Origin of the sequence: Epilithonimonas xixisoli (genome assembly GCF_004365655.1) — a bacterium.
Taxonomy (GTDB): Bacteria; Bacteroidota; Bacteroidia; order Flavobacteriales; family Weeksellaceae; genus Epilithonimonas; species Epilithonimonas xixisoli.
On the sequence record NZ_SOEO01000003.1, the window covers coordinates 827588 to 842074 of the forward strand.

At 34.2% G+C, this 14487-nt stretch carries 20 protein-coding genes; 5 read left to right on the forward strand and 15 right to left on the reverse strand.

The genetic code is table 11. The annotated features are described in order from the left end of the window. Window positions 1-12: 12 nt before the first annotated feature. The 3 genes from B0I22_RS16205 to B0I22_RS15745 are packed head-to-tail and all read right to left on the reverse strand — an operon-like array spanning window position 13 to window position 2284. On the reverse strand, window positions 13-372 hold the full coding sequence (locus B0I22_RS16205) for a hypothetical protein (protein ID WP_166668255.1): 360 nt from the start codon (window positions 370-372) through the stop codon (window positions 13-15). A 49-nt stretch (window positions 373-421) separates the two neighbouring features. Beyond that, complete coding sequence (locus tag B0I22_RS15740) at window positions 422-1612, reverse strand: S41 family peptidase (RefSeq protein ID WP_133946478.1); 1191 nt, start codon at window positions 1610-1612, stop codon at window positions 422-424. A gap of 24 nt (window positions 1613-1636) precedes the next feature. Further along, complete coding sequence (locus B0I22_RS15745; protein ID WP_133946479.1) at window positions 1637-2284, reverse strand: metal-dependent transcriptional regulator; 648 nt, start codon at window positions 2282-2284, stop codon at window positions 1637-1639. Window positions 2285-2391: 107 nt separating this feature from the next. Between B0I22_RS15745 and B0I22_RS15750 the strand changes: the two genes are divergently transcribed. The 4 genes from B0I22_RS15750 to B0I22_RS16210 all read left to right on the forward strand — a co-directional run bounded on the left by B0I22_RS15750 (window position 2392) and on the right by B0I22_RS16210 (window position 4338). Continuing rightward, window positions 2392-2646 carry a type II toxin-antitoxin system Phd/YefM family antitoxin gene (locus tag B0I22_RS15750; protein ID WP_133946481.1) on the forward strand — a complete coding sequence of 85 codons (255 nt, stop codon included), beginning with the start codon at window positions 2392-2394 and terminating at the stop codon, window positions 2644-2646. Then, on the forward strand, window positions 2646-2903 hold the full coding sequence (locus tag B0I22_RS15755; RefSeq protein WP_133946482.1) for a Txe/YoeB family addiction module toxin: 258 nt from the start codon (window positions 2646-2648) through the stop codon (window positions 2901-2903). Before B0I22_RS15750 ends, B0I22_RS15755 begins: the two co-directional genes overlap by 1 nt. A gap of 21 nt (window positions 2904-2924) precedes the next feature. Then, window positions 2925-3956: a threonine aldolase family protein gene (locus B0I22_RS15760; RefSeq protein ID WP_133946484.1), complete on the forward strand. Its 1032-nt coding sequence runs from the start codon at window positions 2925-2927 to the stop codon at window positions 3954-3956. Window positions 3957-4185: 229 nt separating this feature from the next. Continuing rightward, window positions 4186-4338 (forward strand): hypothetical protein, encoded by a 153-nt coding sequence (locus B0I22_RS16210; RefSeq protein WP_166668256.1) that lies wholly within the window; start codon window positions 4186-4188, stop codon window positions 4336-4338. 82 nt (window positions 4339-4420) lie between these two features. Here B0I22_RS16210 and lgt read toward each other — a convergent pair whose 3' ends face one another. The 12 genes from lgt to B0I22_RS15820 all read right to left on the reverse strand — a co-directional run bounded on the left by lgt (window position 4421) and on the right by B0I22_RS15820 (window position 13429). Further along, window positions 4421-5278, reverse strand: a complete 858-nt coding sequence (gene lgt, locus B0I22_RS16380; RefSeq protein WP_425459605.1) for a prolipoprotein diacylglyceryl transferase — start codon at window positions 5276-5278, stop codon at window positions 4421-4423. Between the two features lie 423 nt (window positions 5279-5701). Beyond that, window positions 5702-5938 (reverse strand): membrane protein insertion efficiency factor YidD, encoded by a 237-nt coding sequence (gene yidD, locus B0I22_RS15770; RefSeq protein ID WP_034965093.1) that lies wholly within the window; start codon window positions 5936-5938, stop codon window positions 5702-5704. Window positions 5939-6076: 138 nt separating this feature from the next. Then, window positions 6077-6358 (reverse strand): GNAT family N-acetyltransferase, encoded by a 282-nt coding sequence (locus tag B0I22_RS15775; RefSeq protein ID WP_133946487.1) that lies wholly within the window; start codon window positions 6356-6358, stop codon window positions 6077-6079. A gap of 2 nt (window positions 6359-6360) precedes the next feature. Further along, window positions 6361-6759, reverse strand: a complete 399-nt coding sequence (locus tag B0I22_RS15780) for an OsmC family protein (protein ID WP_133946488.1) — start codon at window positions 6757-6759, stop codon at window positions 6361-6363. 3 nt (window positions 6760-6762) lie between these two features. Beyond that, complete coding sequence (locus B0I22_RS15785; protein WP_185145352.1) at window positions 6763-6975, reverse strand: (4Fe-4S)-binding protein; 213 nt, start codon at window positions 6973-6975, stop codon at window positions 6763-6765. Beyond that, complete coding sequence (locus B0I22_RS15790; protein WP_133946492.1) at window positions 6975-7502, reverse strand: NADPH-dependent FMN reductase; 528 nt, start codon at window positions 7500-7502, stop codon at window positions 6975-6977. Before B0I22_RS15790 ends, B0I22_RS15785 begins: the two co-directional genes overlap by 1 nt. Window positions 7503-7518: 16 nt before the next feature. Then, window positions 7519-7836, reverse strand: coding sequence for a GNAT family N-acetyltransferase (locus tag B0I22_RS15795; protein WP_133946493.1), 318 nt, complete (start codon window positions 7834-7836; stop codon window positions 7519-7521). A 167-nt stretch (window positions 7837-8003) separates the two neighbouring features. After that, a complete protein-coding gene (locus B0I22_RS15800) occupies window positions 8004-8468 on the reverse strand; it encodes a hypothetical protein (protein ID WP_133946495.1) in 465 nt (154 codons plus the stop codon). A 708-nt stretch (window positions 8469-9176) separates the two neighbouring features. Continuing rightward, on the reverse strand, window positions 9177-9818 hold the full coding sequence (locus tag B0I22_RS15805; RefSeq protein ID WP_133946497.1) for a response regulator transcription factor: 642 nt from the start codon (window positions 9816-9818) through the stop codon (window positions 9177-9179). Beyond that, entirely contained in the window at window positions 9815-11545 is a 1731-nt protein-coding gene (locus B0I22_RS15810) for a sensor histidine kinase (protein WP_133946499.1), read from the reverse strand. The genes B0I22_RS15805 and B0I22_RS15810 overlap by 4 nt, the downstream gene beginning before the upstream one ends. Before the next feature lie 93 nt (window positions 11546-11638). Next, window positions 11639-12649, reverse strand: a complete 1011-nt coding sequence (gene pheS, locus B0I22_RS15815) for a phenylalanine--tRNA ligase subunit alpha (RefSeq protein WP_133946500.1) — start codon at window positions 12647-12649, stop codon at window positions 11639-11641. 120 nt (window positions 12650-12769) lie between these two features. Beyond that, window positions 12770-13429 carry a YceI family protein gene (locus tag B0I22_RS15820; RefSeq protein WP_133946502.1) on the reverse strand — a complete coding sequence of 220 codons (660 nt, stop codon included), beginning with the start codon at window positions 13427-13429 and terminating at the stop codon, window positions 12770-12772. Window positions 13430-13513: 84 nt separating this feature from the next. Here B0I22_RS15820 and B0I22_RS15825 point away from each other — a divergent pair, with 84 nt between their 5' ends. Further along, window positions 13514-14446, forward strand: coding sequence for a sulfate/molybdate ABC transporter ATP-binding protein (locus B0I22_RS15825; RefSeq protein WP_133946504.1), 933 nt, complete (start codon window positions 13514-13516; stop codon window positions 14444-14446). Window positions 14447-14487: the final 41 nt, after the last annotated feature.

Consider the following 14487-nt stretch of genomic DNA (forward strand, 5'->3'; position numbering starts at 1 on the left):
GTCTCTTTTTTTTTAATCCGTAAAGCGTGATTTGTAAATTCTATTGATGAATGGAAAAGTCTCATTACATTCTACAATTAATTTTTCGCCTACTTTAAATTTTTCGTTGTCACTTTTATTCGTGTATATTTTATTTTTATAAACAAATTGGTAAGAGTACACAAATGCTCCAGTAAATTGACCTCGCCTCAAAGAGTTTTTGTTGTTTATTATTTCTCCTACAATTTTTTCAGTCCTAATGAAGTTTAAAATTGGCTTATAAATAATAATTTCTTTGAATAGAAATAGTATAATTAGTAAAACCAAAATCCTTTTGTAAACATTGGATTTATTTTTCTTTAATGGTTTTTTGTTTTTAGGATTAAGTTTCATTAATAAGATTATCAGTTTGGAATTTAATATTTCGCAAATAAAAGTTTTATTAATTTTTAGTCAACTCCTTCACCTTTTGCAAAGTCTCTTCAATATTCTTGGTTAATATTGTTGGAACATAATTTTCTCGTGGCGTTCCATTGATATGATAAAGCCTTTCCGTCGGAAACTGGAAACCGATTTTCGTTTCTTTCATTTGAAAATTGGAAATGGCGCCAAGCAAGCCAGCCATTTTTGTCCCGATTATTTTTGCCCTTTCCATTCCGTCAAAACCAATGGCAATGCCTTCGCCCATACTTCCCGTCCAATGACCAACCAAAACATAAACATTCCCTTTGTAGATTTCCTTTCTTGGCGTTACAAACTCTGTCCAATGTCTTTTGGTTTCATATTCTTTTTCGTCGAATTCGTGGATTTGATAGGGTAGAAGTTTGCTTGTGAATCTTCCCATTATTGCTCTTGCAACTGTCGAGTTTCCGCCACCAGGCGTTTCCGTCAGGTCAATAATCAGATTTTTGTATTGAAACAAACTGTCGAGTGTTTTGTCAAATTCTGAAATGAGTGCATTGTTTCCCAGCGAATTATTGATTTTGATATAAGCGGTTTGATCATCGATTATTTTGCTGTAAAGAAGCTCATCTCTATTTCGATAACTTACAGGTTTGTAGATTTTTGACTTTCCATTTTCAATAACTGTGATTTCTCTTTCCGCATCGTAAGTTCCTGCAAAAAGCATATCAATGGCGTATTGATGCATTTTTGGATTGTGCTGATTCGTGAACTTTGGTAAGAATTTTCTCAGTTGTTCATCAATTGGTTTTCCATTGAATGTGGTGACTTCCATTCCTATTTTCATTCCCGATAAATCTGCGCCAAAACCTTTCCTTAAATCTGTAACGAAGAATTTGTTTCCAACCTTTTCAACATAAAAATCAGAGCCCGATGGAATGAGTCTGTTTGATGTATGTAGATTGGTGCTTAATGAAGAATGACCGTTGTGAAGCTCATTCAAAACACTTTCAAAAAGTTGGATAAATTCTTGATCATTCGATATTTTTTCAGCTTTCGGCTCGTAGATTTCCCTGACTTTTCTCCATTCAATATTTTGTTGGTCAAGATAAGCGTAATGATTGTTGATGTCTGTCCAAAATTCTGAAAAGTCTTTCTGATATTTGGATTGCGCGAAACTAAAGTTAATCGAAAAGAAAAGAAGAATTGCGAAAAACAGTTTAATTGTCATAAAAATGTTCTTTTAATCAGTCAATTATTTCACCAACAATCTCTCACAAACCGTCTTGCTAAAATTCTCTTCACGCCCGTTATAAGCGATCAACATCGATTGGTCAAATCCTTCGATTTGTAAAATTTTCAATTTTGTTCCTAAGCTCAAGTCTCTCTTATTCAAAAAATTCAGAAATTCTTCGGAGGACGTTGTGACTGAAGCTAATTCTACGGTTTGGTTTTCCTTGCATTTGCTCAGTTTTTTGTGATCGGGTTGAATGACATTTCCATCTTTGTCCGGAATAGGTTCGCCGTGAGGATCCATTTTCGGATAGTTCAAAATCTCATCCATTTTATCAAAAAACTCATCGGAATGAATGTGTTCCAATTGTTCCGCAATTTCGTGGACATTTTCCCATCCGAAACCCATTTTCTCCACCAAAAACATTTCTGTTAATCTGTGTTTTCTTACAATCAATGAAGCTTCTTTTTTTCCGGATTCTGTGAGTTTGATTGGTTTGTACGATTCATATTTTACCCAATTTTTCTCCGCAAATTTCTTTACCATACTGTTAACGGATGGCATTTTGATATTGAGTTGTCGGCTGAGGTCGTTCACAGAAACTTCATCATTCTCATTCACAAGATGATAAAGTGCTTTCAGGTAATTTTCTTCGGTCAAGGAATTCATATTTCAAAATTAAATAAAAGTTAGAAGTAAATCAAATTTTGACTAACAATAGTATCATCAAATTTTGTAGAATTGTACGTATATTTGTACAAAATAAAATACAAAATATGTTGATTGCCAATATTTCTGATTTTAGAAAAGACATCAAATCTTATCTCGACAAAGTCTCAAAGAATTTTGAAACCTTGATCATCAACCGTGGAAAAGACAAAGGAATTGTCGTGATGTCTCTGGATGAATACAATTCATTAATGGCAACAAACCACGAATTATCTTCCAGAAAAAATGAATCAAGATTAGATTCAGCCATTGAGAAATTGAAAGGCAAAAACTCATTTTCAAAAGATTTAATTGAAGAATAATGAGATATGTTTTTGTGGATGAATCTTGGGAAGATTATCTTTACTGGCAAAGTACGGACAAGAAAAAGCTCAAGAAAATCAATGAACTGTTAAAAGATATTGCAAGAAATCCTTTCGACGGCATCGGAAAACTTGAACCGTTGAAGCATAAATATTCTGGTTTTTGGTCAAGAAGAATTGATGATGAACATCGATTAATTTATAAATATGAAGACGATGAAATCCAGATTGCCAAGTGCAGATTTCATTATGATTAAATAAAATAGCAGAAAGAAAAAATGAAGACATACTCCTTTAAAAATGATTACTCCGAAGGTTGTCATCCCTATATTTTAGAAGCATTAATCAAAACAAATCTCGACCAGCAAAATGGTTACGCATATGATGAATATTCTGATGAAGCGAAAGAATTAATTAAGAATAAGATCAATGATCAAACCGCAGAAATTTACTTTGTGAGTGGGGGAACGCAAGCTAATCTTCTGGTGATTTCCTCGATTCTTCGGCCTCACGAAAGTGTAGTTTCTGCTGAAACCGGACATATCTTTACCAACGAAACTGGCGCAATAGAAGCGACAGGACACAAAATCCACGGGATTGTAACCGAAGATGGAAAACTTAAACCAGAACACATTCAATCGGTTTTGGATTCTCATACCAACAAACCGCATCAGCTGAAACAGAAGTTGGTCTATATTTCAAATTCTACGGAAATAGGGACGATTTATCAGAAACAAGAGCTGAAACAATTATACGAATTTTGCCAAGCAAATAATCTCTATCTTTTTCTGGATGGCGCGAGATTGGGACAAGCTTTGACTTCGGAAATCAATGATTTGACTTTGGAAGCTATTGCCAATTTTACCGATGTTTTCTATCTCGGCGGAACAAAGAACGGCGCACTTCTCGGCGAAGCAATTGTGATTACCAATGATAATTTGAAAGAAGAATTCGGTTTTCACATCAAGCAAAAAGGCGCTTTGTTGGCAAAAGGAAGACTGCTCGGAATTCAGTTTTTGGAATTGATGAAAAATGATTTGTATTTTGATTTGGCCAAGATTTCTAATGTTCAGGCAATGAAGATTAAATCAGCTTTTCAGGATAAAGGATTTCAGTTTTTATCAGAGACTTTTACCAATCAAATATTCCCAATTCTAAACAATTCTCAAATCGAAAAGTTATCAGAAAATTTTGATTTCTATGTTTGGAAAAAGATGGATGAAGATAATTCTGCAATTAGAATCATCACTTCTTGGGCGACTTCTGATGAGGTTGTAGAAGGTTTTATTAATGAAATTAAAGCTTTGTAAATTTAGAATTGATTAGTTATTTTCTAACCATTTCGAAACCCAAAGTGCGCAAACTAATGATACAATTGCCCAAATTGATAATGGTATTAGAATAATGAATAAATCAAAGTTTGTGTATTTTAAATTAACCAAATTTTTGAAATCAAATCCGGAAGAAATTAAAACACCTAAATAAATGATGTGGTAAATAAACAAGGAGCTGGTAAAAGATATTTTCTTTTTTGTATTAATGATTAAAAATGTAATCGTAGAAAGCAGAAAAGCAATTCCAGAAGTAATCATTATTGCAATTGGCATCATTCCAACTTCGCCTCCGGACAATTTTGTTGTTTTTAAATACTCACCGAATATTAAAATGTTTAAAACTGCAATTAGCAAGTAAATTATAATCGTTGTAGCTGTCCTATAAAATTTCATAATCTTACAAAATTAAAAAACTCCCAAAAATATTGGGAGTTTACATTTTATATCGTTTCCTCTTTCGGAAGTTTGTATTTCTTGGAGATAATCATAATTACTGCTCCGGCAATCATAAATGGAATACTCAAAATCTGACCTGTATTAAGTCCCGCAAATTGAATAATCTCGTCTCCTTGAGGCTCTTTCAAAAATTCCACAAAGAATCTGATGGCCCAAAGAATAATGAAAAATAAGCCGAACAACCAACCTTGCTGATATTTTTTGTTGGTCTTTTTGTACAAAAACCAAAGCAAAAAGAAAAGACAAACGTAACCAAATGCCTCGAACAATTGCGTTGGATATCTTGGAATCGTTACGCCATATTCTGAACTTTGTTGTGGAAAAAGCAGAGCAAATGGGGAAGAAGGATCAATTGGTTTTCCTAAAATTTCGGAGTTGAAAAAATTTCCCATTCTCACAAAAGCACCGCCGGAAGCGACAACAATCCCGATTCTGTCATAAACCCATAGCGGATTTTTCTTGATAATTTTCAAACTGTAATACAGAGTTGTAGCAATTACCATAATCGCCGCGCCGTGACTTGCCAATCCGGAAAATCCAGTGAAATGCAAACCGCCTCGTGTGCTAATGGGCAAAAACACACTTAGGAAATCTTCCTTGAAAAGTTCTGGCTGATAAAAGATAACGTGTCCTAATCTCGCGCCCAAAATGGTTCCTACCAATGTCCAAGTGAAAAATGGTTCTAGGTATTTCTCATCTACACCGTCAATTTTAAAGATTTTTGCCATTATGAAATAACCTAATCCAAAAGCAAAAATGAACATCAAACTGTAAAAATGCAACATAAAAGGTCCAAGCTTGATTCCTTTTATCGGATCCCAAATTTTGAAACTTGTTTCCAATTCAACATTGTCTGTTGGTTTTAGAAAACGCTTAGACTTTAAAAGATACTTGAAGTTTTCAATATTTTTCTGATCAAGGTTTGAATCTACAGGTTTGAAATCCTTGTCCAAAAACTGAAAATTGAAAGCTTTGTATTTTATTAATAGATTTTGGATGCTTCCAAGTTGATCAGTGGATTCAGCTGTTACATTGTCTTCATTAAGAATCACCAATAGGTTTTGGACATTTCGCGAAGCCGCATTGGATAAAGAATCTCCTCGTTGCGATGCAAATATTTTTACATTAACGTTCTCCGAGTTGTTTATTTTCAAAACGCCGTCAGAAAGTCCCGATGAAGAACTTTGCGAAGATACCAATTGGAAAAATCCAACAAAAATGATGAGATAAAATCTTAGAAAAATATGATTCATTGATAGGTAATTTTAATGTTGTTTTGGTGGCACTGGATCATAACCTTCGCCTCCCCAAGGATGACAGCTCGCAATCCGTTTCATCGCCAGCCAGCTTCCTTTGATAAGTCCGTGAACTTTCAAAGCTTCCAAAGTGTAATGCGAACAAGTCGGGTCGTACCGGCAATTCTTCCCCAAAAATGGCGAAATAGCGAGTTGATAAAACTTTATCAAAACCACGATCGGAAAAGTGAGAATTTTGTTCAGCATAATTTTGAGCTATGCAAAAATAGCAGAAAAATCACAATGGAACTGAATTAGCGTCATTTATTTGATTCAAAACAAAAAAGCGTTTCAAATTTTGAAACGCTTCTCGATCGATCATTATTTATCAATCAACATTTATAATTAAAGAACATCTCTGATTTCTTCATTTTTTTTGAAGGTTGCTGTTGCAAAAGGACAAAGCGGAATGATTTTCAGATTGTTTTCTCTCGCAAATTCTACAGCTTTGTAAACCATTTCTTTCCCAACGCCTTTTCCGTTGTAGGCTGGTTCCACTTCTGTATGATCGATGATGATTTTGTCTGCTCCAGCCCAAGAATAGGTCATTACTCCAGCTTTATTTCCTTCAAAAGTGGCTATGAATTCACCTTTTGTTTCTCTATTGATTTGTTTTACTTCTAACATATTTATGATATTTTGGTTAAGATTTCGATGTTGTTGGTCAATATTTTATGAATCGGACAAGCATCTGCGATTTTGAAAAGTCGGTCTTTGATGTCTTCGCTTATTTCTGCAGTTCCAAAATCGATGACTCTGGAAAACTGAGCGGTTTTGGTTTGAGGATAATTTTCCAAATCCACTTCCACATTGATGTTTGGAATGTCCCAAGCTTTTCTGTCGATGTACATTCGCAGCGTTGCGGCTGTACAACTGGCAAGCGATGTCGCAAGAATCTCATAAGGATTGAAACCTTTGTTTCCGCCACCTTGCGCCAAAGGTTCGTCTGTAATGATTTTGTTTTCGCCTGCAATGACTTCTGTGTAATATTTTTCTGTGCCTAATGTTGCTTTTACTTTTACGCCCATTTTTTATGAATTTAATTGATAGCTTAATGCGCCCGACGGACATTTTTCAATTTGCTCTTTCAGTGCTTCAGAAGTTGCATTTTCTGTTTTGATCCAAGGTCTTTCTTTCGGATTGTAAACTTTTGGAAGCATTTTTACGCAAACACCTGCGTGTATGCAGACTTTTGGTTTCCAGATGACGGTGATTTCTCCAGCTTTATATTCGTGGGTTTCCATTATATTTGATTTTTGAAGTTTTCTATTTTAAGATTAATGTCGCTCAGTAATTCCGGATTGATGATTCCGTTTTCCGAATCAAAATTCTCATAAAACTTTGGAAGAGAAAAAGTTTCTTTGATATCAGCTCCAAACTGAGGGAAAAATTTTGATGCTTCTGCCATTACATTACCACCACCATATCCGCCAGGTGAAGTCGTCATCAAGAACATCGGTTTGTTTTGAAAAACCTTCACATTGATTCTGGAACACCAATCAAATATATTCTTGAAAGCGGCGCTGTAAGAACGGTTGTTTTCGGCCAAAGAGCAGATGATGATATCAGATTCTTCTATGTTTTTCAAGAATTGATAAGCTTCATCAGGAAATCCATTTTTCTCCAGATCTACGGAGAAAACCGGCATTAGATAATCATTAAGATCAATCAAATTTACTTCATCATCTGGAAAACTTTTCATAACAAATTTTACAAGTTGTTTGTTGATGGAAGTGGAAGAGTTGCTTCCGGCAAAGGCAAATATTTTCATAGTTTTTTATTTTTAATTAAAGTTTATCGTAACCACCAAATTTCTCATCAACAATCGCTTTCCATTCCGGATGTTTCTTGATGAAGGCGAAAACATAAGGGCAAAATGGCAACAACTTTTTTCCACTTTCTTTAATGTATTGTAATGTTTTTTCTACAACTGCACCCGCGGCGCCTGTTCCTGCCAATTCTGGCTCAGCTTCCGTGTGCACCAATGCGATTTGATTTTCTGTTTCACCATAATTGATGAAAGCAAAATGACCGTCGATTTCTATTTCGAAACGTTTTTTTGATTCATTTTTTACTAGTGGGATAGATTCGAATTCAGTTTTCATAACCATATATTTTGTTTATTAAAGTTAGTCATTATTTATTTTTCAAAATTATAGAAACAAAATACACTGGAAATTGATGTAGGATATGTTCGCATTATAATTTATCATTAATAAAAAAATCCCGTAAAAATTAATTTACAGGATCTTAAGGTTAACAAAAAATATAATTATGAATAATGATATGGCTCTTTCTTGCTGGTTTTGATGAACTCAGCGATTTGATTGTACTTCTCTGGTTGGTTTTCCGGCATTTGTTCCAATCTGTAATAGAAATTTTTGATTCCTTTTCTGGAACTGATGCTGATGCTAAGAATATAATTGATGACTGCTTTTTCTGTTTTCATTGCGATGACTTTGTGCAATGGCAATTCTAAAACAGGTTGGCGATTTTGTGCCAGCGGATGTCTGTACTTCACAGATAAAATGTGTTCTGAGACTTCCAAAGAGAATATTTTGAGTTTGATGATTCGCCACATACAAAAGATGAAAATTATTACAAAAGAGGTGTAATAAAATTCTTCTGAACTAGGAAAAAACTGTTGTGATAAGATCAAAAAAAGCAGATCCAAAAGGAGAAGAAAGAAGAATCCGTACAACTTGAGAGTGACTTCTTTTCTGTTATTTATTTTCATTTTGTAGAGTCGGTTTGAAAATGAGATTGCTATTTTAATTTTGTAAGAAGTAATAGTACTTCAGCTTTTTAAGCATCATTTACAGAGCTGTTTTAGCTCTGTAATTTTGATACTTAGATTTCATCATGTGTAAGTAGAATCTTATAGTGTATTTGTGTAGTGTTTTTTTTGAGTATCTTTTACAGAGCCTTTCGACTCTGTAAATGTGATACTTATATCATTTGGTTTTTTTGTTTTTGTAAGTATTGCTTTTAGGAATACTTTTTTTCATCATTTGTGTTTTTAGAATCTTCGAAATTGCATTTTCATCATTTGTGCTTTTAGAATTCTCAAAATCGTTTTTTCATCATTTGTGTTTTTAGAATCTTCGAAATTGCATTTTTCATCATTTGTGCTTTTAGAATTCTCAAAATCGTTTTTTCATCATTTGTGTTTTTAGAATCTTCGAAATTGCATTTTCATCATTTATGCTTTCAGAATTCTCAAAATTGTGTTTTTCATCATTTGTGTTTTTAGAACCCAATTTTGTACATTGTTGCTTTTATTTTTTTGTGATTAAATAATCAGCTTCTTTGTTGGGACAAAATTACAGACAACAGCAAAAAAAATATAATAAAACACTTAGATATACATCGCAACGCTTGTAGATTTTTATCTACAAAAAAAGCTTATCATATCGATAAGCTTTAAAATATAGTGTCGGAGATTTTACTGATGTTCTTTCAGGATATCGATAAGATCTACAATATTATCAATTTTTAATTTCTCAAAAATTCTCTTTTTTACAGTACTAACTGTATTTTGTTTGACTTCTAATTTGTTTGCAATCTCTAGATTTCCGAGTCCTTCTGCATACATTTTGGCAATTGTCAGCTCCTTTTCTGTAAGAGAAAGAAGAGGATTCGCCAATTTGGGATTTCGGACAGAATTGATGAGCAAGGCCTGTGTCACGGGTGAAATGTATTCTCCAAACTGTATCATACGTTGGATAGCATTTTTCACATCATCTTCCTCACTCAGTTTGCTAAGGAAACCGTTGGCGCCTGCATTGATGTATTTGAGGGCGTGTACGTTTTCATCAATGCCGGAGAAAATCATAATCTTAATGTCGGGATTGATGGTTTTGATTTCCGGCAAAATGGACAAACTGGTTCCATCTGGGAAATGTGCATCTATAATGGCAATATCAATTGGATTGGATTTTACAGCTTCCAAAGCCTTTTGTAAAGTCGAGGCGTGAACCGCTTCAAAATCCAGCTCAATGTCTTCCAATATGAAAACAATCCCTTGCCTCATCAGGCTATGATCATCGGCAAGGAGAAAAGTTATTTTTTTATCTGGGAAACTCATGAATTAAGGTCAAGATTTATGGTAAATTTCACAGTTGTGCCTTTCGCCAGTTCACTATCTACGGAAATAGTTCCGCCATACAATTCTACAATCTCTTTGCACAGACTCAGTCCAAGACCGGCTCCAAGATTTTCTACATCTTCCGACAATACACCTTGATAGTAAGGCTCGAAGATTTTTTCCAAATCGGAATTCGAAATTCCTGCACCAGTATCCGTGATCTCCGTGATTAAAGAAACTGTTTTAGAATCTACATTTTCACTTCTTGTGTTCACCGTAATTTGTCCGTTTTCTGTGAATTTATTTGCATTTCCTAAGATATTCATAAAAATCTGATTGATCTTGGTGTTGTCAGAGAAAACGCTGAGATTCGGATTTATATTTTGTTGAACGACAAATTTGTTATTTCTTGTTTCAATGTAAGGCTCGATAGAACTCAGGATAGAATCTATTTCATTTTTGAGATTGAAAACCACTGGAATCAGTTTGTTTTCAACGTGTTGATTTTTGGTGTATTCCAGGATTTGATTGGCTTGCATCAATAAGGTGTTGTTTGTAAAACTGATCGATTTCAAATATTCCTTAATGCTCTCATCATTGGTTTTTTTATTAATTCTGTTGATGAAGATTCCAATGATTTTCAGAGGTGATCTCAGCTCGTGGCTCAGCATTCCCAGAATCCTGTTTTTAAAACTAAGATTTTCTTTAATTTGGAGATTCGCAGCCTTTAATTGCTTTTCGTAGATGAAGGCAATCCGAGTGAGGAACATTATCAAAATTGATACAATGAACATCAGAATCATCGAACCAAAAACCAGGTAAGTTCGGATTTCATTATTCTTAGAAGTCTGAGCCTCGTACTCTTTCTGCAAATCGGATTTCGAGGTTTGGATGGCCAATTCGTAAATCGTCATCAAATCATTGCTATAAATCAATAAGTTGTTGAACACTTTATAAAATCTTCCACTGTGATTAGAATTCTTGGTAACATTTACTTGTATTTTCTGAACTTCTTTAGAATAATGATTGTTAATCGTTTTTACGATGCTGTCCATTTCAGATTTAATCTTCTCAGCATTGGTCACGGCGCCATTTTTTACAGTAATCACGGTACTTTCTTTCTGCACATCTACTTTTCCGGATATGGCGTCGCCCAAACGTCCAAAAAGGCCTTTCTTTTTCACCGTGTCGGAAATGGTTTTGGTTTGGATGTCAAATTTTTCGAAGTTAAAATTGTTAAAATCATACTTTTTCAATTTCGGAAGATCTTCACGGATTTTAAAACTCGATTTTGTAGAAAACTGATAAGTAGAATCCGCCAGCATCTTAAGTTTTTTGAACTCAGAAGAATCTTTTTTCTGAGGCAAGACGATGCTTTCCAGTCTAGGATTTTGATAACTGTTGATGCTGTCTAGATTTTTTGTGAGCTTGTTGACAGATGCGAAATACAAATCCAGATGTTTTTTATCATTGGTAATCAGGTATTTCTGGAAATGATCTTGCGAAATCAGCAATTCTTTTCTGGAATCGTTGGTGAGGTTTTCCAAGGAGTTGATTTCATTCAGCTGTTTCTCAATGAACGCCAAATTCTTCTTGTTCATAAATTCGTTATAGAAGAATCCTGCAAGAATGATTTGTATCAATAAAATACACAATATAAGAAAATAATGAACGATTTTTCTATATCTAAAATTAGAAAACGTCGCCGATTGATTTTTGGAACTCATTATTTTGCGGTTTTATTTAGTTTCCTATAAAAATAATAAAAAATCCTGTAAAAATAATGTTTTACAGGATTAATATTTCATAAAAATAATTAATTATAATGATTTAAACTGTTCCAGCATTCTTTTGTCATTTTCAAAGAACATACGGATGTCGCTCATTTGGTAAAGCAACATTACGATTCTCTCGATTCCCATTCCGAAAGCATATCCCGAGAATTTATCAGAATCAATGTTTACATTATTAAGAACTGCAGGATCTACCATTCCGCAACCCATAATTTCCAACCAGCCAGTTCCTTTTGTGATTCTGTAATCCGTTTCGGAGTTCAGTCCCCAATAAACATCAACTTCTGCACTTGGCTCTGTGAAAGGGAAGTAAGAAGGTCTCATTCTAATCTTCGATTTTCCGAAAAGTTCCGTTGTGAAAAATTGAATGGTTTGTTTAAGATCTGCAAAACTTACATTTTCATCAATGTAAAGTCCTTCAATCTGATGGAAAATGCAATGCGAACGGGAAGAAACAGCTTCGTTACGGAAAACCCTTCCAGGAGAAAGAATTCTCATTGGCGGTTCGTTGTTTTCCATATGTCTGATTTGAACGGACGAAGTGTGCGTTCTCAACAAAACATCTGGATTTTGCTCGATGAAAAACGTATCCTGCATATCTCTTGCCGGGTGATATTCCGGAAGATTCAATGCGGTAAAATTATGCCAATCATCCTCAATCTCAGGTCCGTCTGCAACTGCAAAACCAATGGATTTGAAGATTTCAATAATTCTGTTTTTAACCAAGTTGATTGGATGACGAGAACCCAATTCCAAAGGGAATCCTGGACGTGTTAGATCCTCTTTCTCAAGAATAATTTTACTCTCCGAAGAAGATTTCAAATCCTCAAGTTTCTCATTCACAGCATTTCTCAGAACATTGATTTTCTGTCCAAAGTCTTTTTTCTGCTCGTTGGGAATTTGCTTCAAAGAATCATAAAAATCATTCATAATTCCTTTCTTTCCATTGAATTTGAGACGGAATTGTTCTATCTCATCTTTCGCAGAAGATTGGAAATTTTGTACTTCTATCAGCAGGTCATCAATTTTCTCTAGCATTGGTTATAATAAATTATAGAGTGCAAAAATACGATTTTAAAATAAAAAAATCTGCCTTTTCGCAAAGCAGATTTGAATTTTTAATCTTGGGTATCAAGTCTTGTCTCTTGTTTCTTCAAGTTATTTCTTTTCAATCGCCTTCACTTTCATCTGAACATTAATCTCATTTTTAATCAAACCTTCTGCTGCAGGCATTTGAAATTTGATTCCAAACTCGTCTCTGTTGATGTCTTTGGGTTCTGTTGCGATGGTTAATTCTCCATCTTTCACTTTTACATTCGCATTGAAATTGAATGGTTTTGTAATGCCTTTCAAAGTAAGATTTCCATCCAGAATAGTATTGTAATCGCTTCCTGCAAGTCCTTCCGAGACTTTTGTGATTTCGTAAGAAGCATTGGGGAATTTTGCAGTATCAAAGAAGTCTGCACTTTTGAGATGTCCCAGAAGTTTTCCATTCGATTCTGCTTCTTTCAAGTCTTCGTTTGTGATGGAGTTCATATCGATTACGAATTGTCCGCTTTCAAGCTTACTATCTTTCACGGTCACTTCTCCACTTTCGAATTTCAAATTTCCAATATGGCTAGTATTATCAGATTTTACAACTTTGAATCCTTTCCATTCCGCTTTACTATTTAAAGTGTCCACCACATAGACTTGTCCGTTCGACGTTGTCAAAACTTCATTGCTCTCGCTAGTTACGGGTTTGTCTTTTCCACAAGAAATGATGAAAACCGAAGCGGAAATCAATAAAATTGCGGAGATTAAAGTTGTCTTTTTCATAATGGAAATTTTTAAATAATGTCTAAATTTGTGTTTTTGCTAAAATAATAAAATTATTACGATTTCAACCACTAATTTTGCAAGATGTTGTTAGAAGTTAAAAACCTGTATTTCAATTATCAGACCGATAAACCATTGTTTCAAAATCTTAACCTGAATGTAGATGAAGGCCAAATTATCGCTTTGGTAGGTGAAAGTGGATGTGGAAAATCAACTTTATTAAGTTTGATCTACGGTTTGATAGATTGGCAAAATGGCGAAATTTTATTTGAAGGCGAAAAACTATTTGGACCAAAAGGCAATCTTGTTCCCGGAGAATCTCAAATGAAATTTGTAGCGCAAAATTACGATTTGATGCCTTACGGAACGGTTTATGACAACGTTGGAAAATTCATTTCTAACATCAATCTAAAAGAGAAAAAAGAAAAGGTTGAAGAATTGTTGAATGTGGTTGGTTTGACAGAATTTGCGAAAGTGATTCCCAAGAATCTAAGCGGTGGACAACAACAAAGAGTCGCGATTGCAAGAGCTTTGGCGGTTCTTCCGAAAATGCTTTTGCTGGATGAGCCTTTCAGTAATCTAGACTTTTCGAGAAAGTTTGAGTTGAGGGAAAAACTTTTTAATTATGTCAAAGAAAATAATCTCAGTTTAATAATTTCAACGCACAATTTGGAAGAAGTTTTACCTTGGGCTGACAAGATTGTCGTTTTGCAACAAGGCAGATTGATTCAGAATGATTCTCCGAAAGAAACTTATGAAAATCCTTATAACGATTACGTTGCAAAACTTCTTGGCGAAGTCAATATTTTCACCGACGAAGAAAAATCTGAATTTAATTTAAAGAAAACGAATTACTTTCCACATCAAATCAAAATCGCCGAAAGTGGAGTAGAAGCAACCGTTTCTGACAGCCGTTTCGCAGGTTCTCATTACAGAAACAAATTGTTAATCAATGATAAATCTATCATCATCTATTCAGATGAATTTTTAGAAGGAAAAGTCAATCTTCAATTTTAGTTAGTAACAATATTACTAGATTAATTATATAAACTTTGATG

Excerpts from the sequence above, each read along its gene's own strand:
- B0I22_RS15740 (WP_133946478.1), bottom strand. The coding sequence starts at position 1,612 with ATGACAATTAAACTGTTTTTCGCAATTCTTCTTTTCTTTTCGATTAAC.
- B0I22_RS15825 (WP_133946504.1), top strand. The coding sequence starts at position 13,514 with ATGTTGTTAGAAGTTAAAAACCTGTATTTCAATTATCAGACCGATAAA.
- B0I22_RS15760 (WP_133946484.1), top strand. The coding sequence starts at position 2,925 with ATGAAGACATACTCCTTTAAAAATGATTACTCCGAAGGTTGTCATCCC.
- B0I22_RS15820 (WP_133946502.1), bottom strand. The coding sequence starts at position 13,429 with ATGAAAAAGACAACTTTAATCTCCGCAATTTTATTGATTTCCGCTTCG.
- B0I22_RS15775 (WP_133946487.1), bottom strand. The coding sequence starts at position 6,358 with ATGTTAGAAGTAAAACAAATCAATAGAGAAACAAAAGGTGAATTCATA.
- B0I22_RS15805 (WP_133946497.1), bottom strand. The coding sequence starts at position 9,818 with ATGAGTTTCCCAGATAAAAAAATAACTTTTCTCCTTGCCGATGATCAT.
- B0I22_RS15780 (WP_133946488.1), bottom strand. The coding sequence starts at position 6,759 with ATGGGCGTAAAAGTAAAAGCAACATTAGGCACAGAAAAATATTACACA.
- B0I22_RS15755 (WP_133946482.1), top strand. The coding sequence starts at position 2,646 with ATGAGATATGTTTTTGTGGATGAATCTTGGGAAGATTATCTTTACTGG.
- B0I22_RS15750 (WP_133946481.1), top strand. The coding sequence starts at position 2,392 with ATGTTGATTGCCAATATTTCTGATTTTAGAAAAGACATCAAATCTTAT.
- B0I22_RS15810 (WP_133946499.1), bottom strand. The coding sequence starts at position 11,545 with ATGAGTTCCAAAAATCAATCGGCGACGTTTTCTAATTTTAGATATAGA.
- B0I22_RS15790 (WP_133946492.1), bottom strand. The coding sequence starts at position 7,502 with ATGAAAATATTTGCCTTTGCCGGAAGCAACTCTTCCACTTCCATCAAC.
- B0I22_RS15785 (WP_185145352.1), bottom strand. The coding sequence starts at position 6,975 with ATGGAAACCCACGAATATAAAGCTGGAGAAATCACCGTCATCTGGAAA.
- B0I22_RS15800 (WP_133946495.1), bottom strand. The coding sequence starts at position 8,468 with ATGAAAATAAATAACAGAAAAGAAGTCACTCTCAAGTTGTACGGATTC.
- pheS (WP_133946500.1), bottom strand. The coding sequence starts at position 12,649 with ATGCTAGAGAAAATTGATGACCTGCTGATAGAAGTACAAAATTTCCAA.
- yidD (WP_034965093.1), bottom strand. The coding sequence starts at position 5,938 with ATGCTGAACAAAATTCTCACTTTTCCGATCGTGGTTTTGATAAAGTTT.
- B0I22_RS16210 (WP_166668256.1), top strand. The coding sequence starts at position 4,186 with ATGATTAAAAATGTAATCGTAGAAAGCAGAAAAGCAATTCCAGAAGTA.
- B0I22_RS16205 (WP_166668255.1), bottom strand. The coding sequence starts at position 372 with ATGAAACTTAATCCTAAAAACAAAAAACCATTAAAGAAAAATAAATCC.
- B0I22_RS15745 (WP_133946479.1), bottom strand. The coding sequence starts at position 2,284 with ATGAATTCCTTGACCGAAGAAAATTACCTGAAAGCACTTTATCATCTT.
- B0I22_RS15795 (WP_133946493.1), bottom strand. The coding sequence starts at position 7,836 with ATGAAAACTGAATTCGAATCTATCCCACTAGTAAAAAATGAATCAAAA.